The following is a 401-nucleotide window of genomic DNA, read 5'->3' on the forward strand; positions in this document are numbered from 1 at the left end:
ATGTCTCACCCGCCCAACTCGAAAGCGTCGTAGCCCAGATGGGCTCGCCTGAGGACGCTGCGCATGCCAAGCGCCTGCTTGAAAACCTGAGTGCCAGCCTGAGTACGTTGAGCCCGCGTCAGCAGAAAATCTTTACCCTCAGCCGCCTCGATGGCCGCAGTTATCTGGAAATCGCCGAGCAGCTTCAGGTCTCCGCCAGTACTGTCCAGAAAGAACTGAAACTGATCATGGCCATCTGCGTAGGCGTCCTCTCAAGGCTTGACCCGCCCTGAACCCTGCCGCAGGCTGGCAAGCCGCCAGACTCTTATCGATACAGTTTCAGGATTGCCGAGGACCACCGTGAGCCCTAAAAACGAACGCCCGCGCGCGATTGCCCGAGAGGAATTGAGCGACCGCGCGAT

1 protein-coding gene is annotated in these 401 nt (G+C 59.4%); it reads left to right on the forward strand.

Going from position 1 to position 401, the window contains the following annotated elements; all coding sequences use genetic code 11:
- A partial coding sequence (locus ALO43_RS16805; protein WP_157062319.1) for a sigma-70 family RNA polymerase sigma factor occupies positions 1–272 on the forward strand: 272 nt, incomplete at its 5' end.
- Positions 273–401: the final 129 nt, after the last annotated feature.

This window comes from Pseudomonas tremae (genome assembly GCF_001401155.1).
Taxonomy (GTDB): Bacteria; Pseudomonadota; Gammaproteobacteria; order Pseudomonadales; family Pseudomonadaceae; genus Aquipseudomonas; species Aquipseudomonas tremae.